Origin of the sequence: Staphylococcus argensis, assembly GCF_002902305.1 — a bacterium.
Taxonomy (GTDB): Bacteria; Bacillota; Bacilli; order Staphylococcales; family Staphylococcaceae; genus Staphylococcus; species Staphylococcus argensis.
Genome location: NZ_PPPX01000011.1, coordinates 255,260 through 277,819, shown reverse-complemented (window position 1 = coordinate 277,819; position 22,560 = coordinate 255,260). Strand labels below are relative to the sequence as shown.

20 protein-coding genes are annotated in these 22,560 nt (G+C 41.5%); 15 read left to right on the top strand and 5 right to left on the bottom strand.

Annotation, left to right across the window (positions count from 1 at the left end):
• The first annotated feature begins 3 nt into the window (after positions 1-3).
• The gene (locus tag CD039_RS08280) at positions 4-1,362 is read left to right on the top strand and encodes a gluconate:H+ symporter (RefSeq protein WP_103371922.1); all 1,359 of its coding nucleotides are present in this window, start codon (positions 4-6) and stop codon (positions 1,360-1,362) included.
• Positions 1,363-2,055: 693 nt separating this feature from the next.
• Here CD039_RS08280 and CD039_RS08275 read toward each other — a convergent pair.
• The gene (locus CD039_RS08275; RefSeq protein ID WP_070503751.1) at positions 2,056-2,328 is read right to left on the bottom strand and encodes a DUF1413 domain-containing protein; all 273 of its coding nucleotides are present in this window, start codon (positions 2,326-2,328) and stop codon (positions 2,056-2,058) included.
• A 636-nt stretch (positions 2,329-2,964) separates the two neighbouring features.
• Between CD039_RS08275 and CD039_RS08270 the strand changes: the two genes are divergently transcribed.
• Complete coding sequence (locus tag CD039_RS08270) at positions 2,965-3,399, top strand: GNAT family N-acetyltransferase (RefSeq protein ID WP_313955605.1); 435 nt, start codon at positions 2,965-2,967, stop codon at positions 3,397-3,399.
• A gap of 16 nt (positions 3,400-3,415) precedes the next feature.
• The gene (locus tag CD039_RS08265; RefSeq protein ID WP_103371920.1) at positions 3,416-4,117 is read left to right on the top strand and encodes an SDR family oxidoreductase; all 702 of its coding nucleotides are present in this window, start codon (positions 3,416-3,418) and stop codon (positions 4,115-4,117) included.
• A 69-nt stretch (positions 4,118-4,186) separates the two neighbouring features.
• On the opposite strand, the gene CD039_RS08260 is transcribed toward CD039_RS08265, so the two are convergent.
• Positions 4,187-5,506, bottom strand: a complete 1,320-nt coding sequence (locus tag CD039_RS08260; RefSeq protein ID WP_103371919.1) for a D-serine ammonia-lyase — start codon at positions 5,504-5,506, stop codon at positions 4,187-4,189.
• 81 nt (positions 5,507-5,587) lie between these two features.
• Between CD039_RS08260 and CD039_RS08255 the strand changes: the two genes are divergently transcribed.
• Complete coding sequence (locus CD039_RS08255; RefSeq protein ID WP_103371918.1) at positions 5,588-6,391, top strand: hypothetical protein; 804 nt, start codon at positions 5,588-5,590, stop codon at positions 6,389-6,391.
• An 84-nt stretch (positions 6,392-6,475) separates the two neighbouring features.
• On the opposite strand, the gene CD039_RS08250 is transcribed toward CD039_RS08255, so the two are convergent.
• The gene (locus tag CD039_RS08250; protein ID WP_103371917.1) at positions 6,476-8,011 is read right to left on the bottom strand and encodes an AbgT family transporter; all 1,536 of its coding nucleotides are present in this window, start codon (positions 8,009-8,011) and stop codon (positions 6,476-6,478) included.
• A 222-nt stretch (positions 8,012-8,233) separates the two neighbouring features.
• On the opposite strand from CD039_RS08250, the gene CD039_RS08245 reads away from it, so the two are divergent.
• A complete protein-coding gene (locus CD039_RS08245) occupies positions 8,234-9,049 on the top strand; it encodes an SDR family oxidoreductase (RefSeq protein WP_103371916.1) in 816 nt (271 codons plus the stop codon).
• Positions 9,050-9,174: 125 nt separating this feature from the next.
• Here CD039_RS08245 and CD039_RS08240 read toward each other — a convergent pair whose 3' ends face one another.
• A complete protein-coding gene (locus CD039_RS08240) occupies positions 9,175-10,251 on the bottom strand; it encodes a M42 family metallopeptidase (RefSeq protein ID WP_103371915.1) in 1,077 nt (358 codons plus the stop codon).
• Positions 10,252-10,480: 229 nt separating this feature from the next.
• Between CD039_RS08240 and CD039_RS08235 the strand changes: the two genes are divergently transcribed.
• The 5 genes from CD039_RS08235 (at position 10,481) to CD039_RS08215 (ending at position 15,616) form a co-directional block, all read left to right on the top strand.
• A complete protein-coding gene (locus tag CD039_RS08235) occupies positions 10,481-11,254 on the top strand; it encodes a CPBP family intramembrane glutamic endopeptidase (protein ID WP_103371914.1) in 774 nt (257 codons plus the stop codon).
• A gap of 47 nt (positions 11,255-11,301) precedes the next feature.
• Complete coding sequence (locus CD039_RS08230) at positions 11,302-12,054, top strand: CPBP family intramembrane glutamic endopeptidase (RefSeq protein ID WP_103371913.1); 753 nt, start codon at positions 11,302-11,304, stop codon at positions 12,052-12,054.
• Between the two features lie 232 nt (positions 12,055-12,286).
• A complete protein-coding gene (locus CD039_RS08225) occupies positions 12,287-12,937 on the top strand; it encodes an ABC transporter ATP-binding protein (RefSeq protein WP_049410861.1) in 651 nt (216 codons plus the stop codon).
• A complete protein-coding gene (locus CD039_RS08220) occupies positions 12,934-13,692 on the top strand; it encodes an ABC transporter permease (protein ID WP_103371912.1) in 759 nt (252 codons plus the stop codon). The genes CD039_RS08225 and CD039_RS08220 overlap by 4 nt, the downstream gene beginning before the upstream one ends.
• A 760-nt stretch (positions 13,693-14,452) precedes the next feature.
• Entirely contained in the window at positions 14,453-15,616 is a 1,164-nt protein-coding gene (locus CD039_RS08215) for an MFS transporter (protein ID WP_103371911.1), read from the top strand.
• An 87-nt stretch (positions 15,617-15,703) separates the two neighbouring features.
• Here the strand turns inward: CD039_RS08215 and CD039_RS08210 are convergent, their stop codons facing one another.
• Complete coding sequence (locus CD039_RS08210; protein WP_103371910.1) at positions 15,704-17,074, bottom strand: CitMHS family transporter; 1,371 nt, start codon at positions 17,072-17,074, stop codon at positions 15,704-15,706.
• Between the two features lie 227 nt (positions 17,075-17,301).
• On the opposite strand from CD039_RS08210, the gene CD039_RS08205 reads away from it, so the two are divergent.
• From CD039_RS08205 to CD039_RS08185, 5 genes are all read left to right on the top strand, one after another.
• On the top strand, positions 17,302-17,895 hold the full coding sequence (locus CD039_RS08205; protein ID WP_103371909.1) for a YdeI/OmpD-associated family protein: 594 nt from the start codon (positions 17,302-17,304) through the stop codon (positions 17,893-17,895).
• Positions 17,896-18,618: 723 nt separating this feature from the next.
• Positions 18,619-19,800, top strand: coding sequence for a betaine/proline/choline family ABC transporter ATP-binding protein (locus CD039_RS08200; protein WP_103371908.1), 1,182 nt, complete (start codon positions 18,619-18,621; stop codon positions 19,798-19,800).
• Positions 19,797-20,432 (top strand): ABC transporter permease, encoded by a 636-nt coding sequence (locus tag CD039_RS08195; RefSeq protein ID WP_103371907.1) that lies wholly within the window; start codon positions 19,797-19,799, stop codon positions 20,430-20,432. The genes CD039_RS08200 and CD039_RS08195 overlap by 4 nt, the downstream gene beginning before the upstream one ends.
• Before the next feature lie 16 nt (positions 20,433-20,448).
• Positions 20,449-21,387 (top strand): osmoprotectant ABC transporter substrate-binding protein, encoded by a 939-nt coding sequence (locus CD039_RS08190; protein WP_103371906.1) that lies wholly within the window; start codon positions 20,449-20,451, stop codon positions 21,385-21,387.
• On the top strand, positions 21,387-22,067 hold the full coding sequence (locus tag CD039_RS08185; protein ID WP_103371905.1) for an ABC transporter permease: 681 nt from the start codon (positions 21,387-21,389) through the stop codon (positions 22,065-22,067). The genes CD039_RS08190 and CD039_RS08185 overlap by 1 nt, the downstream gene beginning before the upstream one ends.
• The last annotated feature ends 493 nt before the right edge of the window (positions 22,068-22,560 follow it).

Sequence of the window (22,560 nt, the reverse complement as noted above, 5' to 3'; positions counted from 1 at the left end):
GGAATGTTTAGTACAGTTTGGCCGCTCTTAGCCGTCGTCATTGGTATTATCATCTTACTTGGGTTAATCATTGGATTTAAACTCAATACGTTTATCGCACTCATCGTCACTTCAATCGTTACCGCATTACTGTTGGGTATGCCACTAAATAAGATTATGGATACGATTGAAAAAGGTATGGGTGGCACATTAGGACACATTGCACTCATCTTTGGATTAGGTGCCATCTTAGGTAAGCTACTGTCCGATGGCGGTGGCGCTTCACGTATTGCAGAAACACTTATTTCCACATTTGGTCGTAAACATGTGCAATGGGCGATGCTCGTTGCAGCGTTTATCGTAGGTATTGCGTTATTCTTTGAAGTAGGCCTCGTTCTCTTAATCCCGCTCGTGTTCACAATAGCGAAACGTGCCGGTGTTTCACAATTGAAACTGGGGCTGCCTATGGTGGTGGCACTGTCAGTTACACATGGTTTCTTGCCTCCGCATCCAGGTCCAGTCGTAATTGCGAAAGAGTTACACGCGCATCTCGGTCAAGTTCTACTCTTTGGAATTATTATCGCCATTCCGGTGACTCTGATTGCAGGGCCACTATTTAACCGAATTGCGCAACGACTCACGCCATCTGCTTATCAGCGTGAGGGAGATATTTCAGCGCTCGGTGCACAGCGTACTTTTACTGAAGCGGAGATGCCAAGTTTCGGCGTCAGCATCTTAACAACGCTTCTTCCCGTGATACTTATGCTTATCGCCACATTAACGGAGCTCATTACTGGCCACAGTGAGCCGAAGAATATGGTTGAACAGGTGATTTACTTTATTGGAACAGCTGGCACAGCCATGCTCATTGCCGTACTCTTCGCTTTCTGGTCTATGGGCATGCGTCAACGTCGTAAAGTGTCGGATGTTATGACTTCCGTTTCAGAAGCGATTTATCCTATTGGTATGATGCTCTTAATCATTGGTGGTGGCGGTACATTTAAACAGGTTCTGATTGATGGTGGCGTCGGTGATACGATTTCTAAAATGTTCGAAGGAACACAAATGTCACCGATTTTATTCGCTTGGATTGTAGCGGCTGTATTACGTATCGCGCTCGGTTCGGCTACGGTTGCAGCGATTTCAACGACAGGTATCGTCCTTCCGCTTCTACAACACTCAGATACTAACGTGGCGCTCGTAGTTCTAGCTATTGGGGCAGGTAGTGTGATTCTTTCTCACGTTAACGATGCGGGATTCTGGATGTTCAAGGAATACTTCGGTTTAACTGTTAAGGAGACATTTCTAACTTGGTCCATGCTTGAAACGATTATTTCCGTTTCTGGAATTATTTTTATATTGTTTATCAGCCTCTTTGTGTAAAAGACAAGTTCTGGAAAACTGTGAAAAATCGATGTCATTAGCAATAACAAGTGAAGATATTTAAAAAGGAAATGTGGTTTATGACTATTTTGTGAAATGAATCACAAATCTATTTAAATTTGCAACTAATCATAGTAATATATGGGCTGTAAAGGATAACTGGACTTAAGAAAGAATTAGTGAGATAGCAAGTGAGATTATAATAGAGTATAAAGACTAAAACGACACTTTTTTATAGTCAGCTATCATAGTAATAATTCCTTCAGAAGTACACAGTTATGATATTTACATTCATACCTTCAATCCCTCGGTATGATCATAATGTAAGTGGCGCAGTCGGTTAACTTGAATTTCCTTTGTTGACGCTAAGTGCTATATCTATCATGTTCGAAGTTGCTTATGCCATGTTAACACGACTGTAACCATTCATGGCACGATGAAAAGTCCCGACATTGTGCTCATGTAGTCCCTAATTCTATTAGCCCCTAGTAGAAGTTTCATGATTTAGTTAAACGCCCTTTAAAATGATGAGATGAGAATGGGGTCATCCAGAAAGTCTGTACCTCAACAGTACAAACTAGTTGCCGTCCAGCGGTATTCTCTGCCCGAGTTATTTCTGCGATACGGCCTCATTCTAAAAGCCCTAGCCATTATCAGTTGGCTAGGGCTTTTGCTTATGGTAAAGACTTCGTTTTAGACGTAAGCTTTAAAGTTACGTTTAATTTCATTAAAGGAATAAACTAAGTTATACATACGCATGCGAATACTATCTTCAGTCACAGCAGGTATTCTGAGATGACTGCTCTTACCTACGAAGCGACGAAATTCTCGTTCCGCATACTTTCTATCTGCGAGGCGCATCTCTAACCATTCCTCGTCACTATATAATTCTTGGAAATTGAAGTCGAAGCTTGTCTTCGCTTTTTGTTCACGTAATGCTTGAATACGTTCTTCAAAATTTAACATGATTCTTTCACCCTTTTTATAAAATTCATCCCGAAAAAGTGCTTTCTATCTATTTTACCAGAATAATGAGTAGAACAGAAATTTATAATGTTACTTAAGGATTTCAATTTTGAGACACTCGCTTGCTTATGGGACCACACTCAACTAATTTCTCTCGCTCTATGAGCTCAAGAAATGGATTTTCGTTGTGGTCTCGTTCCATCAAGCGTCTCGTGTCCCCATTGAAAACAATAATGATCTCTTAATACTAGAAAACTAAAGCATTCATTAATTAATTTCAAAAGGATGAAAGTAACTTCTTGTTTGTTTACATAGGATGAAATTTAAGAGACTTATTCAAAGTTAATTGTCTATAAGTCATAGCAGTAGCTCTGAATTTAAGAAGGATATCGCTTTCTCGAACACTAGTCAGTATTTCTGTGGGAGTACTACGAAAGCATAGATTTCTGTACTTCTCCCAAGCAAGCGAAAGTAAAACATTGAAAATTATAGATATATCAATTTCTCCTATACTTTCTACCTCAAATTTTCACTACATAAATCGAGTGAAAATATTAAATTTATTATCTTTAAAGTGATATACTTTAATAAAACGTAAGGTTTAATCATATTCATTTAAAAAATAAAGGGGAATGAATGACTATGGGATATATTTCAGAGTTATTTAATGAAGAAGAAGTGACACATGCATTTGAAGTGATCAAACAATTACGTACGCACTTAACGAAAGATCAATATTTGGATTTAGTCACTGATTCCATCAAAGATGACGGCTACCGTATGTTTGGGATGTATGAAGGTAGTGAAATCGTTGCGGTATTAGCATTTCAACCGATGACGACACTTTACTATGGTCGCTACATTTGGATTACGGATTTAGTGGTGGATGAAGCATGGCGCTCTAAAGATTATGGTGCGCGTCTCTTGTCTTATATTGAAACATGGGCCGAGGAACAAGGTTATGACTGCATTGCTTTATCTTCTGATTTAAAGAAAGAACGTGCGCATCAATTTTACACTGATAAGATGGACTATGATAAAGTGAGTTATGTGTTTAAGAAATCATTGTAAGAGAAAGGGAGATTTGATGACCCAACTTCAATATAAAGTAGCGGTTGTGACTGGCGCGAGTAGTGGTATCGGTAAGGGTATTGCTACGGCGCTTGCAGAACGACAAGTCCAACTCGTACTTGCAGGTCGCAATGAAGCGCGTTTAAATGAAGTAGCAAGCCATTTAAAGGAAACGTATAATGCGCAAGTTGAAACGGTAATTACCGATGTGACGCAACGTCAACAAGTTGAACAACTTGTGGAACAAGCGAAGTCTCATTATGGTCATATCGACGTCATCGTGAACAGTGCAGGTCAAATGTTGTCGCCAGCGATTACAGATGGCAATGTTGAGGCATGGGAGACGATGATTGATGTGAACGTGAAAGGGACGCTATATGGTATCAATGCCGCTTTACGGCATTTTAAAAAGCAAGGCTCAGGCCACATCATTAATATTGCATCGATCTCAGGCTTTGAGGTGACGAAACAAAGTACGATGTATAGTGCGACGAAAGCAGCGATCCATACGATTACGCAAGGTCTGGAGAAAGAGCTCGCTCGTACGGGTATCAGAGTGACGAGCATCTCGCCTGGTATGGTGGACACACCGATGGGCAGTGGTGACTTTGGCGATCGTAAGAAGCTTGAAGCAAAGAATATTGCTGAAGCAGTCGTTTATGCGCTCGAACAACCAAGTCACGTCAATGTGAATGAGATTACAGTTAGACCAGTATAAAAAGATTAAAAAGGCAGCTACCTCCACGATGAGTGGAATAGGGTAGCTGCTTTCATTTATATTGGAACATCAGTTTGATTCAGCTAAATTATAAAGATGTTTACCATATGCGATATTATCGCTCATTTCGTCCTCAGGAACCATTGCGCCTCCGGTTGACCAAACAATATGGTTAGCTTGTGCTGTTGAAATACCGTCTTCTCCAGCGAGTTTAAGCGTAGTTTTAATACCGGCAAAGCCTGCTGTCGCTGAAGGTTCCACATGTACATTCTCCGTGTAAGAGAGAAGGTAAAGGTACGTGTAAAGACGTGCATCACTTACGGTACAACTACCGTATAATAACGTATCCATCATCTCACTTACTAAGCGAGAAGGACGACCTACTGCGAGCCCATCCGCTTCAGTCCGCCCATCTAAACCAATATCGCGCACACTAATATCGTCGTAGAATTGAGTGAGTAGCCCTAGCGTCATACACGGCGCATGCGTCGGCTCAACGAAGACACAATAAACATGTTCGCCGAGAACTTGGTGCAGTCCAAATGTGATGCCTCCAGGTGCGCCGCCGACGCCACAAGGTAAGTAGACGAAGAGCGGGTGTTTAGCATCAATCGTAATATCTTGTGCTCGTAATTGATCTTGCAGTCTCAACGCTGCCACAGCATAACCTAAGAAGAGATGTTGGGAATCTTCGTCATCAATAAAGTGACATCTCGGGTCTTCTTTCGCTGCTTCACGACCTTCTGCCACGGCGTATTGATAATCGGACTTGTACTCTATAACTTCTACGCCATACTCACGCAACAACGCTTTCTTCCATTCTCGCGCATCTTGCGACATGTTAACTTGAACGTTGAAGCCTAATTTAGCGCTCATAATGCCTATGCTGAGTCCTAAATTTCCAGTTGAACCTACCGCAATCGTATGTTTGCCAAATAGTTCTTGGTAGCGAGAGGAAGCGAGTATAGAATAATCATCGTTAACGCTCAGGTCTCCCTCATCTAGCGCAATCCTTTCAGCAATCGTTAACACTTCGTAAATGCCACCGCGCGCTTTAACTGAACCTGAGATAGGGAGAGCGTGATCGCATTTTAACCATAACCGACCCTTAAGTTCGAAATCGTCGAGCTGTGCTAAGTGTTCACGCATGTGGTCGATAGCTACGAGGGGTGATTCAATGATGCCAGAGTGGGAAGCGGTCTCCGAGAAGACACTTTGTATGTAAGGTGCGAAACGTTGGAGACGTGCTGATGCCTCTTCGATATCGGAATAGGTCAAAGGCCACTCTTGTGTGTGATTGAACCGAGGATTCTTCCAATATATCGGCTCGTAATCCGCCATTTCATGTATCAATTCATACTTTTTCTTCAAATGTGCAACGTCTTTCATTCATTTCACCTCAACAACGTATTACAATAATTATAATAACTATAATAGGTCGCCGATAGTATGTAAAGGGAGGGATTAACGATGCGAGTCGTTGTTATAGGTACGAATAGTCGTGTTAGCCAAACGCTCATCCGTCAGTTAAAAGGGTCACTGAATAAGCAAACGTATCCAATTTATCATTTGAACACTCAAGATGTGAATGTACTTCACCTTGAGGAACTTCAGGTACAGCTTGAGCAGGAAGACTATGTCGTGTATCTTCAAACATCATCTATTTTACCGCACGGGTTATTACAAGGTGACGCCTTTGCGATGCATCAACTGGCGCTCGATAATATCTCTTCAATCGTTTCTGGTGTATCTGTAATTGAGCCATATTCACCATCGACGCGAGGATTACTAAAGCGAGCTACATCAGCAAAGCGGTTATTAAATCGTATATTTGGCAAGTGTTGTTCTCGTAGATCTGTGCATCGGGTGTACTCGTTCCAACATCTCGAAAGTGTAAAGATTCATAGTGCGAACGAGGCTATTCAAAGCTACGCACGTTACTTACATCGTCTGACGCTCGGTCTCATTACGGTAGACAGGCGCCATCCACGATACGACATTCGCTTGTTGAATCGTTGGCCTTTGATTAAGATGGCTCAAAGTGTGGTCACGCCTGCCGAAGTACATTTATCAATCATAGGAGGAGCGCTTGCTGGAGTAGTATCTTCTCATGCGCCACAACCTCAATTTATTTTTAAAATTAATCAATCGAAAGAGACATTACTCACTGCTCTTATCCACTTCCGACCACGGCTACCATGGCGAATTTATCGATTGACTCAAGCGCCAATACATCAATGGGTGATGCGAGGATTCGGGCGTATATTGCGCTAAATGAATACGAGAAACAGAAAAATGGCACGTCTGCAATATGATTCTGCAGCAACGTGCCATTCATTTTAATATAAGTATGAAGTGTTACATGTGTAATACGCCACCAGGGCCGAGTGGGATACCGAGTAAGTACCAAATAATGATAAAGATTGGCCACACGATACTCAGTATGACGGTGTAAGGCATTAAGCTGGATAAGAGTGAACCCAGTTTCATGTTCTCATCATATTTCTGCGCATATTGTAGTAGTAATGGCAGATACGGCATCATAGGTGTGATTGGGTTACTGATTGAATCCCCAATACGATACAGCATTTGTGTTAAAGCCGGGTGGAAGCCGAGCAACATCAACATGGGAATAAAGATCGGCGCGAGTAATCCCCACTTTGCAGAAGCACTACCGATAAGCATATTGATAATAGCGCTCAAGAGGATGACCCCAATAATAAGAACCACGCCATTCTGACCTTTAAGTAGCTCTGCACCTTTAACTGCGATAACCACACCGAGATTACTCCATTGCAGAAAGCCTAAGACTTGAGCTGCGAAGAACACGATGACGATAAAGGAACCCATGGATGACATGGAGTCCGCAAGCATACGACCGAGATCTTTCGTATCTTTGAACTCGCGCATCATAAAGCCATAGATTAAACCTGGTACTAAGAATAGTAATAAGATAATCAGCGCAATCCCGTTAAACAAGGGCGCGTCGTCAATGAGACTTCCTGTCTTCGCATTACGCAAGAAACTGTGATGCGGTAAAGCGCACAGAATGATACCGATGAGAACGACGACCATACCGATATTCGCCCATAGAAGTGCGCGACGCTCTTGAGGTGTCAGATCTTGCGTTGAACTATCGACCTCGATTTGCGCATCAGATGTATCAAATTTGCCGAGTCGTGGAATGACAAACTTCATCGTCACCCAATAAACGGCTGGAAGTAGGATGATCACACTTGCTGCGATAAAGTACCAGTTCATCGCCACGTTAATCTTCGTGTGATCTGAGACGATACGCGTTGCAGGTTCGGTAAAAGCATACGTCATCGCGTCAGACATACCTAACATAAGATTCGCCGCAAAGCCTCCCAATGATGAAGCGTATGCCATAGCAAGTCCAGCAATAGGGTGGTAGCCCAATTTAATAAAGACCATCGCTGTGAGTGGTGGTAGGATGATAGGCGCTGCGTCTCCTGCTGCGTTACCAAGAATACCGATAATGATGATAGAAGGTACAATCAGCTTCTTTGGTGCTTTATGTACCACCTGCACGAGTAGTTTATCGAAATAACCTGATTTCTCAGCGACGCCGACACCTAGCATTAACGCAAGTACGATACCAAGTGCTGGAAACTCAGAGAAATTCTTAATCGCATCATTAAGAATCATGCGAAAGCCATCGATACTTAAGATATTCTTCACTTCTACGACTTTCCCAGTGCCGGGGTGTTTCACTGAAACATTGAAGAGTGAAACGAGCCAGGTAATAACGGCTAGCGCGACACAAATGAGAAAGAATAAAATACTTGGGTCAGGTAGGCGATTCCCCACGTGTTCGACCCCGTTAAGAAATTTGTTAAAGATTCCTGTCTTCTTTTTCGTTTGTTCTGTCATAATTATAACCCCTCCCCTTTGGGTTAGAGTGAGTATAACAAGTTAGAGACTAAAATAAAACAATTTTCCGAAAACTAATAGTAGAAATCATCGCGAAGTCTTTCGCAACGCTGTTGAGATTGATGTAACTTATTTTCGATGCGTTTAAGTTGTGATGAGGAGTGGAATTTTAAAAATAAGTTCATTTTAGTATCAAGAAAGAGATAAAGGAGAATCAAAGTCATGAGAATGAAAGATAAAATTGTCGTAGTGACTGGGGCACATACAGGTATCGGTGCTGCATCAGCGAAAGCGTTAGCTGAAGAAGGAGCACACGTGCTCGCAGTCGATGTAGATAAAGGCGTGGAAGAAACGGTAGAAGAAATTAAAGAAGCGGGTAATCAAGCCTCCGCATTTATCGTAGATGTTTCTGAACAAAGTGAAGTGGAGACGTTCGCTGAAACATTGAAATCTCAATATGGTCACATTGACGCCTTGTTCAATAATGCAGGCGTAGATAATAGTGCGGGCCGTATTCATGAATATCCTGTCGAAGTGTTTGACCGCATCATGGGTGTCGATTTACGCGGTACGTTTATGATGACGAAATATTTAATCCCACTCATGTTGGATAACGGTGGTTCGATCATCAATACGGCATCTTTCTCAGGTCAGGCGGCAGACCTCTACCGCTCAGGTTACAATGCAGCTAAAGGTGGTGTGATTAATTTCACACGTTCTACAGCAATTGAGTATGGTCGCGAGAATATCCGTGCGAACGCGATTGCGCCAGGTACGATTGAAACACCGCTCGTGGATAAATTGTCAGGTACTGAAGAAGAGGAATCAGGTCGTAGTTTCCGTGAAACTCAAAAATGGGTAACACCACTCGGCCGCTTAGGTTCTCCAGATGAAGTAGCGAAACTTGTCGTCTTCCTCGCTTCAGATGATAGTTCGTTTATCACTGGTGAAACGATCACGATTGATGGTGGTGTGATGGCATACACATGGCCAGGCGAAATGTTAAGTGATGACAGTTGGAAACGCACAACGAAATAATTGAAGATAGTAAAAAAACTCCCACGTTAGAAGAGTGAAGTGGAGGAAAGGCGCTGTTCGAAGTGCCTGTTCCCGCTAACTCCGCTCCACTCATCGTGGGAGTCATTTATGTGTTTAAAGATCGATTACCATTTGATTTGGTCTACAGTGTCATCATTTAATGATTTCACAATTTCAGTGACAAGTTTCACAGAATTACGGTAATCTTCAGTGTGGAGCACAGAAACATTTGAATGCATGTAGCGTAGCGCGACACCTAATGAAACAGTAGGGATACCTTCATTTGCGACATGAATGCTACCTGCGTCTGTACCGCCACCAGCAGTTGTGTCGAGTTGAATTGGAATATCATGTTGTTTTGCGACATTTTTAATATGCTTTAACAGGCCAACATGAGCAACGTTTGAAGCGTCCATCGTGATGACAACAGGACCTTCGCCTAACTTCGCATCGTTCATCTCACCTGTCATTCCTGGTGTGTCATAAGCGACCGCCACATCTACTGCAATCGCTAAGTCAGGATTAATCTTATTTGCCGCTACTTTCGCACCACGCAAACCGACTTCCTCTTGTACATTAGCCCCAGAGTAAAGGTTGATGTCGATATCCTCATCTTTAAGATTATCAAGCACATCGATAGCTAAAGCACAGCCGTAACGATTGTCGAATGCTTTCGCAGTCATATAGTTATCGTTACCCATAACTTCGAATTCACTATAAGGTGTGACCATATTACCAAGTTCAATGCCGAGGTCTTCCGCTTCCTCTTTACTGCTCACACCAATATCGATAAACATAGACTTCATTTGCATGGGCGTCTTACGTTGTTCAGGCGTCAACACGTGCGGAGGTTTAGAACCGATGATGCCACGAATTTCTTTACCTTCATCAGTAGTAACCGTCACTTTTTGAGAAAGCATAACTTGGTTCCACCAGCCACCGATTGGAGTGAAGTATAGGAAACCATTGTCATCAATTTTAGTGACCATAAAGCCGATTTCATCTAAATGACCGGAAATCATGAGTGAGCGTGAGCCTTTAGATGCTTCTTTAAGACCGAATATACCACCTAAATTGTCTTCGATGAGTTGATCACTCACAGATTGTAAGTAATCTTTCATCGCTGATTTCACAGCCATTTCATGTCCAGCGATGCCATTGATATCCGTGAGTGTGTGTAATAATTGCTTTGTATCTTTCATTACAGTCCCTCCCAATTTGTTGTTATAGCATATTGTAGCACTTCTCTTTATCTATCTCATAAACGAGGATTCTGTGGTTCCGTTGCCTTATAATTTGTATGGACAATGACTTGAGTATACTTAAAATGCGCTCTTTCTTATATTGATTGCACGATTTACCACGAAGAATGGCAAAACGTTTCTATTTATGATAAATATAAAACATATCCTATCTGAAAGGAATTGGTTTATGAAACTATTTAAACGACGACCTAAACCACCTAAATCGCCATCACCATGGCAAAGTTCACATCTCATGAAACGCGATTTCTGGCTGATACCACTCTATTATATTTTACCGTATATAGTGGTGTTGCTCATACAAGTGACGATATTGGCCATTAATCCATCAATATTACAATCAAAAGAGAATTCGTTCACGGTCAATTCAATTAACTTAACTATCGATACGCTAACGCTATTGTTTGTCTTATTTATTTTCTATCTCATACATATTCGACATGGGTTAGCTAAGGTCATGTGGCAACGGTTTAAATTGGTACCACGCTACTTCTGGCTACTCATTGTGACATATATCGTAGTGATGTTGTTAGACGCAGGGTACGATACTTTGACCGATTATTTACCGAAATCGTTACAGTTTGATGAAACGCAGAACCAAGAAGAGGTTGACCAACTATTTAAAGTAGGTTGGCTCACTCCGATCACGTTTATTAACGTTGCGATTATCACTCCATTTGTGGAAGAGCTGTTATTCCGTCACTTAATCATTCACGAATTAGGGAAGAAGATTACCTATCCTGTTGCGGCAGTGTTATCTGTCATTATTTTCACTGGTATTCATGTAACGGGCGCAACGTCTCCGTTTGAAATTGGCTCGTATATTTTTATGGCAGCAGGCCTTGTATACGTCTACATGAAGTCAGGTCGTAATTTGGCAGTGAGTATCACGCTGCACTTTATGTTTAATGCAGTTGCGAGTCTCGTTTCAATATTTTCTTAAGATATTGGTAAAATGATGAATTTGAAGTTAGGAAAGGATGATTTCTCGTGTCTTCAGAAATGAATAAGCTCAAGTATCCAGAAAGATGGCACAGTCGCTATTTCGCTTGGCGCGATTTATGGCTCGTGCCTCTCTACTTTATTATTGTTCAAATTGTTCTATTTTCGATTATTTTTGGTTTGATGGCTTTAGTTACAGATGGAACAACTAATCTAGATGACACTGAAACATTTCTAATTATTTTATCATTTAACAACAAAATTATTACACTTCTTATATTTTATTTAATGCATGTTCATCACGACATCGTACGTATAGCAATTGAACGTTTTAAACAAGTGAAAAAACACTTACTATTTATTATTACTACTTTTGTAGTTGTTGAAATATTATCGAGTTTATATGAATGGTTATTAAATTTCTTGCCGAAATCCTTGCAATTCGACGAGTCAGCGAACGATAAAGAAGTGCTGAAGATGTTCGATGTCGACTGGCTAATTCCTGTAAGTCTAATTGCCGTTGTAATCTTGGGACCATTGATAGAAGAACTCATATTCCGCCATCTGATTATCCATGAACTCGGTAAGAAGATTACCTATCCAATCGCAGCAATTCTATCTATTATCTTATTTACTGCGGTTCACGTAGTAGGAATGAATTTACCATTTGAGATTGGAGGATATTTAATTAGCGCTATAGTTATTGTTTATATGCGTTCTGGACGTAATCTAGCTGCGAGCTTTATATTACACGCATTAAATAATGGATATGCCGTTGTGCTTGCCTTAATAACGATTTAAATAACTATCGCATATTCAACTTTTCCCTCTGACCTCGATGAGGTTAGGGGGGATTTTATTACTTTCTTAGGTATAATAAAAGTAGGGAAGACAAGCAGCACGAAAGCACTCACTACTAGGTCGCTCACAAATCTCATTTGAAAAGAAAACGAATTTAAATAAATATATTTTAAAACTTAATTTTAGGGAATAAGCACACTACTGTAGTTTATAAGCAGAAGGAGTGAACAGCATGTTAGAACTTAAAGATGTGACATATAAAGTCAACAATCGAACGATTATTGATAACTTAAATTTAAAAGTGAATAAAGGGGATACGATTGCTATCGTAGGTCCTTCTGGTAGCGGTAAAAGTACGTTACTTCGTTTGATTGATAACCTCATCAGCCCGACATCCGGCAACATTTATTACGAAGGGCAAGATTATGAAGATATTCAACCTGAACATTTACGTATGGAGATTAGCTATTTACTACAAGAAAGTGATTTATTTAACCATACAATCGGTGAGAATTTAGCTTTTCCAGCAGAAGTACGTGGCAAGGACTTTGACAAGAAACGTGCGAAAGAACTGCTCAAAGCAGTAGGTCTCGGTCATTATAACTTGAACACTGACGTCAGACCGCTCTCTGGTGGTGAGCGTCAACGTGTAACGATTGCACGCCAACTCATGTACATACCGAAATTATTACTCTTGGACGAAGCCACAAGTGCATTAGATACGCAGAATAGTGAGAAGATAGAAGAACTTATCTTCGGTTTAGTCGATCAAGGTGTAGCGATTATGTGGATTACACATAGCAACGATCAGAGTATGCGTCACTTTAAGAAGCGGATTCGTCTCGTAGACGGCAAGATTGAAAATGAGGAGGATTTAACATGAGTACGACAGCGTTAGCCATTACGGCTCTTTTACTACTATTTCCAATCATCGTCTCGTATGTTGAGAAGTTACATATCATCAAAGACTTAGTTGTCGCGACAGTTCGAGCTGTCATTCAACTCGTCATCTTAGGCTTTATCTTACATTTCATCTTTGATGTCGATCAGAAGTGGCTACTCTTACTCTTTGTGCTCGTCATCATTATCAATGCTTCATGGAATACGTTGAGCCGTGCATCTGAAGTCATGCATCACGTCTTCTGGATTTCATTCGTGGCCATCTTCATTGGTGTGGCTATTCCACTTACTGGAGTCATCCTCACAGGTGCGATTGACTTTACGCCTAACGAAGTGATTCCTATCTCGGGTATGCTTGGGAACAATGGTCTGATTGCGATTAACTTAGCTTATCAGAACCTTGATCGTGAGTTTGTGAAGCAGATGGATGAGATTGAATCTAAGCTTGCTTTAGGTGCGAATCCGAAACTGGCTTCCAAAGCGACGATTCGTGAGAGTGTGAAGACGGCGATTGTACCGACGATTGACTCAGTAAAGACGTATGGCTTAGTTTCAATTCCTGGTATGATGACTGGTTTGATTATCGGCGGCGTGCCACCACTTCAAGCCATCAAATTCCAATTACTCGTTGTCTTTATCCATACCACAGCAACGATTATTTCCGCATTGATTGCGACTTACTTGAGTTACCGTCAATTCTTCAACCATCGTGATCAGCTCGTAGGTCGTAATATGTAAGTAGATTGTATTATTTTAGGAAAATGTGACCCATAATACCTACCAAGCGCTTCAAAGATAGTGTTCACCACTAATTTTGGAGCGCTTTTTACTATGTGAGAAACCTCAATTAAAGAAATATGTAGTATATTAACTTTTTTAAGCCTAAATAAAGACAGTTATTTCACTAAAAGAATAGGAGAGGATAATACTTACCAATTTTATTGGTTTGTTATATACAGCTTTGTTTTCGAACATAGTTCGATATATTTGAGTATAGTAGCGAAGAGAACTCAATAAAGCGACAGATATTAACAATACACTTGATAATAATTATTTGAATTCGAGCTAGTTGATGTCGTGATGTGCTTTAAGAGTTAAAAAAATTAAGAGAGTAGAAAATGAAATACAAATTATAAGTTTTTCAATGTGAACTCGAGACGCATAATGGAGCTAGACCACAACGAAAATCCATTCCTAAAGCTCGTAGAGCGATAGGAATTAGTTGAGTGTGGTCCTACGCAGTTGCTGACTGAATTCGAGATAGCTAACGCTTTCTCGAACTCTAGTCAACTTTACGGGGGGAGCACTACGAAATCATAGATTTCTGTGCTTCTCCCAAGCAAGCGAGAGTAAAACATTGAAAAACAATTATGGAGGCTACCATTAAAATATAAATTTCTCTCTAATTTTAAATTAAGCACCTACACGCACAACTCAGAATTTATGCTTTATAATGGAAGTAATTGTGTTCAGAACAAAGTGAAGGAGGACGTGCGCGATGACGACGATGCGTATCGTAACCTTTATCCTCAGTACCTTTATCGTAGGTATGGTAGAGATGATGGTTGCAGGAATTATGAACTTAATGAGTCAAGATTTACATATATCAGAAGCGATTATTGGCCAACTCGTAACATTGTATGCGATCACTTTCGCAGTGGTAGGACCGATACTCGTTAAACTCACGAATCGATTCCACCCTAAACCGTTATTATTGTGGACGCTCGTGTTCTTTATCGTCGGTAACGTAATCATTGCCGTAGCACCGAACTTTACGATACTTATCATAGGCCGCATCATTTCTTCAGCAGCTGCAGCACTCATTATCGTTAAGATTCTCGCCTTAACTGCGATGCTTACTGCGCCTCACAATCGTGGTAAGATGATTGGCATTGTATATTCCGGTTTCAGTGGCGCAAATGTCCTAGGTGTGCCGATTGGTACGATGATAGGGGGCGCATTCGGATGGCGTTTCACTTTCCTCTTTATCGTGGCGGTCAGTGTGCTTGTGGGTATACTCATGTTTATCTTCCTACCTCAACTTAACCATACGTCAACAGATGAGAGTGGCTCGTCTTCAGAAACGCATTCTAAAGTAGTAAGACCTCTCGAAGTCGTGAAGTATTTAGGGATCACGTTCTTTATTCTCGTGGCGAATTCTATTACCTTTATCTATATTAACCCTCTCATGTTAAAAAGCGGTCATACGTTATCATTCGTATCCGTTGTGCTATTAATTAACGGTATCGCTGGAGTTGCAGGAACATCGATGGGCGGGTTCCTATCAGATAAGCTCACATCTAAACGTTGGCTTATCATTTCTGTGTCAGTATTTATCATTATGATGCTTGTGTTGAACCAAATCTTAACGAGTGTGGTTATCTTAATGATTGGCCTCTTCGTTTGGAATATCATGCAGTGGAGTACGAATCCTGCTGTTCAAAGTGGGATTATCGACCAAGTCGAAGGCGATACGAGCCAAGTGATGAGTTGGAACATGTCGAGTTTGAATGCCGGTATCGGTATTGGAAGTATGGTCGGTGGCCTCGTAGTATCTAAGCTCAATGTCTTTGCGACGACCTACTTCTCAGCGGGTATTGGTGTGCTCGTGCTCATCCTTGCGATTAGTCTGACCAATGTCGCAAAGTACCGTCAGCAGTAAGGTAAAAAGATTATCAGCTCAAACGCAAAAACAATCCCGTAGGTGGCAGAAAGTCCACCTACGGGGTTTTTTAACTTGAATAGAATATTAAATTGCAATGACGCCCATCAAAATACCGATGATAACCATTACGATTGCGAAGCCCCAAATCCAGAAGAAAGCATATTTGATATATGTTCCCATGTTCGCTTCTGCTAAACCAATCGCAAGCCATAAAGCAGGAGAGAATGGGCTGACAAAGGTACCGATGATATTACCGATAATCATCGCATAAGCAGTAGATTCGGGCGCAATACCAAACTGTTGACCTGTCTGTTCAACGATTGGTAGTACCGCAAAGTAATAAGCATCTGTGCTTGTCAGTAAGTCCAAAGGTACGCCGAAGAAACCGACGATGACATGTAAGTATGGACCAACCGCATCTGGAATAATCTTGATAAAGTTTACGGCAATAGACTTCAACATGCCTGTTTCATTGAGTACACCTAAGAACATTCCAGCTGCGATAATGACTGCAGCCATCATCAAGGCATTAGGCGCATGTGCCTTCAAGCGCTCCATTTGTTCATCGACACTACTATAGTTCACGATGAGTGCAATGGCTGTACCAATGAGGAACGCGAACTCAGGTGGTGCGATATTCGCAAGCATGACGACTATGACGAGAATCGTTAGGATGGTATTGAACCATTTTACCCAATTCTGCGTCTTCGCACGTCCACGTACTGGGAATTTAATATCCTGATCGTGTTCATAACGCTGAACGAGTTTGTGAATATCGATGTGTTGTGTATCACTCAGCTCACCTTGCGCAATCAGTTTGTTGATGCGACGATTCTCACGCCAACCTAAGAAAGCGGCGAAGATTAATACGAGAACCACACCGACGATTTGCACTGGAATGATGCCGTACCATAACGAGTTGACGTCTTTAGCATGCAATACCGTAGCCGTACGCGCCATAGGGCCACCCCAAGGCACCATGTTCATCACGGCCGCACTTAACGCGAGGAGTAGTATGAGTAAGTATCGATTCATGTTGAGTGCGCGATAAAGTGGGAGTAGTGCTGGTATAGATAGTAAAAAGGTCGTCGCGCCAGCCCCATCAAGTTGAATAAACGTACCGATGATCGCAGTCACGATACAAACGATGATGACATTCCCACGTGTCATCAAGATGAGACGTTTAACGATGGGTTTGAACAAGCCACTATCCGACATAATGCCAAAGAAGATAATGGCAAAGATGAACATAATAACGACGTTCATTACTGACTCTAAACCACTGTTAAAGTACTTCACTAAATCATGAACACTGTGACCGAGTATCAATGCGCCCACACACGGTATGAGTGTCATGCCCACAACCGGGCTAATCTTCTTCATGATTAATAAGCCAACGATAGAGACGATGATCAACACGCCTACGACCGTTAGCAATACATTTCCATCATGCATATGTAACATCCCCTTTAAGTGTTAAGCGGAAAATAACTGTAAACGCTTTCACTTTAAAATGATATTTGTCTATTATATCAAAAATATTCAGATAAGTTGAGAAAAATTAACGATGGGGAGGATTCTGTGAAGTCTACGAATAATGAAAAAGTGCTCCATACTACTCATCAATAGGTCACATAACGTGCTATACTAAAGCATAAAGTATTTCAAAGAAGGTGAAGAAGATGACGCAGAAAGATACAAAGCAACTCGTCGAATCTTATATTCAACAACTCGATCAATGGCAAGATGAAATCACAAAGCTCCGTGACATCGTTCAAGAGACGGAACTCACAGAAGATTATAAATGGAAACATCCGTGCTATACCTATGAAGGTCAGAACGTGGTCATTATTCAAGAATTTAAGCACTATTGTGCGCTGTTGTTTCAAAAAGGCGCGATTATGAAAGATCCCTATCAATCATTGATACAACAAACGAAAAATGTTCAAGCTACACGCCAACTTCGTTTTACAAGTCTGGAAGAAATCGAAGAACGTGCTGAAGAAATTACTTGGTATTTAAACGAGGCCATTCGTGTAGAACAATCTGGGGAGCAAGTACCGATGAAGACGACGGAAGAGTATACGATGCCTGATGAATTGCAGGCTGCGTTGGATAAAGACGAAGCGTTACAAGAAGCTTTTAACCAGCTCACACCAGGTCGCCAGCGTCAATACATGTACTTTATCGGTCAAGCGAAGCGAGCGACGACAAGGGAAAGAAGGGTCGAGAAATACTATCAACACATTCTCGATGGAAAAGGGATGAATGACTAGAGGTGAGAACTTCTGTGCGAAGTTGATGAGGGGCAATAGCTAGCACGATGTGAGAAGGAGAGAAGTCGTTTTTGGAATTCCAGCCACTCGTGCTTTCCTTAATATCTGGACGTACATCTTATCTATGTTAAGCTAAATAGTGTAGCTAGATATTGAAGATGCCGTGATGATGCATGGGGAAATAGAGTCGATAGCGTGGCGACAACTTCGCTTTACTTTCGAGTCTCAATTCGGCTACATGTGACTTTGTGTAGGTAAAAGGGTATAATTACTACTATACAAGGTTTGAGGACATCTTTAGAGCACCCACACATTCGTGTGGCATGCTAATAAGATGCGGCGATGCGCACACAGCGTAAGCAGATTTACTAATGAAGTTTCCGCATCAAAGCCTAATCGTTATCACTCAGAATGACGCTCATATCACATTCACACGTATTTAACTTACATAATTAAACAACAGTATCTTATCACTTACATTAGGGCCTTTTGTGCTTGTGTTCTTACTTATTCTCGGATTTGTATAACTCCACAAATGGTCCTTTGTTTATGTTGATACTGAAGAGACAACATAAGCGTCTGAGCTAAATTCAAATATACTTCATCTTCAATGTGATAATGATCGTTCATTTGAACGGCATACAGATGTGCGTTAACCATGCGTCTCTTTTACCATCTCAAGAATAGACTGACATGAAATTACGATAGAAAGGAACGAGATACATGCTCAGTATTAAGAATTTATCAAAGATTTATTCAGGCAATAAGAAAGCCGTCGACAACATGTCGATCGATATTCAGTCAGGGGAATTTGTGGCTTTTATCGGGACGAGCGGAAGCGGTAAGACGACTGCACTGCGAATGATTAACCGTATGATAGAGGCGACAGACGGGCAAATTACAATGGACGGTAAAGACATTCGTAAGATGGATCCCGTTGAGTTACGTCGCAGTATCGGTTACGTGATTCAACAAATCGGACTGATGCCACACATGACGATAAAGGAGAACATCGTCTTAGTTCCTAAGCTGTTAAAATGGTCCAAAGAGAAGAAAGAAGAGAAAGGGAAAGAATTAATCAAGCTCGTCGACTTACCAGAAGAATATTTAGATCGCTATCCATCTGAATTGTCTGGGGGTCAACAACAACGTATCGGGGTTGTGCGTGCACTCGCTGCTGAACAAGATGTCATCTTAATGGACGAACCATTTGGTGCGTTAGACCCTATCACACGAGATACGTTACAGGACTTAGTGAAAGAACTTCAACAAAAGTTAGGTAAGACCTTTATCTTCGTAACACACGACATGGACGAAGCGATTAAACTTGCAGACAAGATATGTATTATGTCTCACGGTAAAGTGGTGCAATTCGATACACCTGACAATATCTTGCGCCATCCAGCCAACGACTTCGTGCGTGACTTTATCGGACAGAACCGTCTGATCCAAGACCGTCCAAATATGCGCACAGTTGAAGATGCGATGATTACACCAGTTACTGTGCATGCCGATCGTTCACTCAATGATGCAGTTGAAATTATGCGTGAACGACGCGTCGACACAATCTTTGTAGTAGGCGACGACAATCGTTTACTCGGCTATTTGGATATCGAAGACATCAACCAAGGTTTACGTGCGAATCGTGAACTTATCGACACGATGCAACGTGATATTTATCGCGTGCGTGTAGACAGTAAATTGCAAGATAGCGTGCGTACGATTCTCAAGCGAAATGTGCGTAACGTGCCGGTCGTTGCGAAAGATGACAAGACGTTGCTCGGTCTCGTCACACGTGCGAACCTCGTAGATATTGTTTACGACAGCATATGGGGTGAAAGTGACGCCACGTCTACTGAAGAGGCGATTGTAGAGCCGAGCGAAGTAGGAGCTGATCGCTCATGATGGATTTCCTACGCAATAATGGTCAAGATTTATTAAAGAAAGCTTTAGAGCACTTAGAAATCTCAGTGATCGCTTTATTGATTGCGATTATCGTGGCAGTGCCAATCGGGATTATGCTTTCGCGCATGAAGCGAACATCGAACGTTGTCTTGACGATTGCCGGTGTGCTTCAAACGATTCCAACGCTTGCTGTGCTTGCCATTATGATTCCTATCTTCGGTGTAGGTAAAATGGCCGCAATTATCGCCTTATTCATCTACGTGTTGCTACCTATTTTAAACAACACCATACTCGGAGTTCAGCAAATCGATAGCAACTTAAAGGACGCGGCTAAAAGTATGGGGATGACACGTCTACAGATGATGAAAGACGTCGAACTTCCACTCGCGTTACCACTCATCCTCAGTGGTGTACGTCTCTCGGCTGTATACGTTATCAGTTGGGCGACACTGGCCAGTTACGTTGGCGCAGGAGGTCTCGGCGACTTCGTATTCAACGGACTTAACTTATACAACGCGAACATGATTATCGCTGCAGCCATCGCAGTAACGATACTCGCACTTATCGTTGACTTTGTACTTTCGAGAATTGAAAAATGGGCTGTGCCAAAAGGACTTAAAGTATCTAGATAACAAGGAGGAGAACAGGATGAGAAAGTTCAAAACATTACTCATAATCCCACTGCTGTGTCTCACTGTGTTATCTGGATGTAGTCTACCTGGTTTAGGAGGCAGTAGCTCAGATGACGAAGTTAAGATCACAGCGGTAACAAACACAGAATCACAAATCATGGCACACATGGTACGCGTCATGATTGAACATGATACGAAAGGTAAGTTAAAGCCTTCACTCGTCAATAACTTAGGATCTAGTACGATTCAACACAAAGCGATAACGACAGGTGACGCCAACATGTCAGGCGCACGTTATACAGGTACAGACTTGACTGGCGCGTTGAACGAAGATCCTATCAAAGATCCAGATAAAGCGTTGAAAGCGACACAAGAAGGTTTCCAAAAACGCTTTGATTCACATTTCTTTAACTCATACGGTTTCGCAAATACCTACGCATTTATGGTAACGAAAGAAACTGCACGCAAATATCATCTCGAAACAGTTTCAGATTTGAAAAAGCATAAAGATTTAAGACTAGGCGTTGATAGCTCATGGATGGAACGTGCAGGAGACGGCTACAAAGGTTTCACTCAAGATTACGGCTTTAGCTTTAACACCGTTCGACCTATGCAGATCGGTCTCGTTTACGATGCCTTACATAATAAAAAGCTCGATGCAGCAGTAGGGTACTCTACAGATGGCCGTATCGCCGCATATGACTTGAAGATCTTGAAAGATGATCGCCGTTTCTTCCCACCATACGACGCGAGTCCATTTGCGACAAACAAGCTCTTGAAAAAACATCCAGAAATCAAAAAATCGATGAAAAAACTAGAAGGTAAGATTTCAACGAAACAAATGCAACAACTGAACTACGAAGCAGATGGTAAAGGGAAAGAACCCGCAGTCGTTGCAGAAGAATTCTTGAAGAAACACAACTATTTCGACGATGAGAAAGGAGGGCAACACTAATGTCTGGCAATCTCTTACAACAACTCGGTGAGTACTACTCTACCAACTTTGGTTACTTAATGGATTTATTCTTGAAACACTTACTCATGTCCGTCTACGGAGTACTCTTTGCATCTATCATAGGTATTCCAATCGGTATCTTTATCGCGAGATTCTCTAAACTATCATGGGTCGTCATCACGATCGCCAACATCATTCAAACCGTCCCAGTCATCGCGATGCTTGCCATCCTGATGCTAGTGATGGGACTCGGCCCGAATACAGTTGTCTTTACCGTATTTCTCTACGCACTGCTACCTATTATTAAAAACACTTACACAGGTATTCAAGGTGTGGACGACAACATCAAAGACGCCGGCAAAGGCATGGGTATGACAAGCAACCAAGTACTGCGCATGATTGAACTACCACTCTCACTCTCCGTCATACTCGGAGGTATCCGCATCGCGCTCGTCGTAGCGATCGGTGTCGTAGCAGTCGGCTCATTTATCGGAGCCCCAACATTAGGTGACATCGTCATCCGCGGTACCAATGCGACAGATGGCACAACATTCATTCTTGCAGGTGCCATCCCAATCGCACTCATCGCAGTGATCATCGACGTTGTCCTTCGCTTACTAGAAAAACGCCTAGATCCAACACAGAAGACGAAACGCAATAAGCCACAAGGCGTGAATTAATAAAACATGCACCCTCAAAGTTAGAATGAAATCTAACTTCGAGGGTGCATGATTATTATAAATAGAAGAAACCACCTTACAATCAACATCATAAGGTGGCAATTGGTGCATGTATGAATCATTTTTAAATGATTCATTTTCTATATAAGCATAATTTAAGATGCGACTATAAATTAGCTACCGCCTAATAGTTAATTTATAGTTATATCTTAGTATAACACCTCGTTTTAAAAATAAAAATAACGAGGCATAGTTTATTAGGTATTTAGAAGTGGCATTCCTTCTTCCAATACACATTATTATATTAATAGAAACACTTGCTTCCTTGATATTCTAAAAACCTAATCACAGGAAACATGTGCTTAGTAGAAACACTCTCTTCCTCGAAACACTAATATTAAAACAAATAACCAAATAGAGAGTGTGTGTTGTGTTGGTTTGTGGTGATGTAATATTTAGGATTAAAAGAAGTATTAAAATACCTAGATACAAA